This window comes from Modicisalibacter coralii, assembly GCF_004117855.1.
Classification (GTDB): Bacteria; Pseudomonadota; Gammaproteobacteria; order Pseudomonadales; family Halomonadaceae; genus Modicisalibacter; species Modicisalibacter coralii.
The window spans coordinates 1-616 of sequence record NZ_QWBW01000071.1 but is presented as its reverse complement, the minus strand read 5'-3'; the positions used below and the strand labels follow the sequence as shown (position 1 = coordinate 616).

Annotated in this window: 1 pseudogene; it reads right to left on the bottom strand. The window is 70.3% G+C overall.

Annotation, left to right across the window (positions count from 1 at the left end):
* Positions 1–616 (bottom strand): annotated as a pseudogene (locus D0901_RS20820) (RNA-binding transcriptional accessory protein); the annotation flags it as partial.

Below are 616 nucleotides of genomic sequence, written 5' to 3'. Positions count from 1 at the left end.
GTTCAGATCCACCCCCACGGCGTTGACGCAGTCCTCGATCACCGCCTCGAGGCTGCGCGAGAGCTGCACCTGCGAGACGTCGTGCTGATACTGGCCGACGCCGATCGACTTGGGCTCGATCTTGACCAGTTCCGCCAGCGGGTCCTGCAGGCGCCGGGCGATCGACACCGCGCCACGAATGGTGACGTCGAGCTCCGGCAACTCGCGGGACGCCAGCTCGGAGGCGGAATACACCGAGGCCCCCGCCTCGCTGACCATCACCTTGGTCGGGCGTCGCGCCCCGCTCGTCGCCGGCGAACTGCTCAAGCGTCTCTCGGCGCCGGCGAGGCGGTCGGTTTCGCGGCTGGCGGTACCGTTGCCGATGGCGATCAGCGTCACACTGTGCTTGTCGACCAGCCTGCCGAGCACCGCCAGCGCCTCGTCCCAGCGGTTCTGCGGTGCATGGGGGTAGATCACCGCCTGCTCCAGGAACTGCCCGGTGGCGTCGACCACCGCCACCTTGCAGCCGGTGCGCAGCCCCGGGTCGATGGCCAGGGTGGCGTGCGGGCCGGCCGGCGCGGCGAGCAGCAGATCCTTGAGGTTGGCGGCGAAGACATCGATCGCCTCGCCCTCGGCG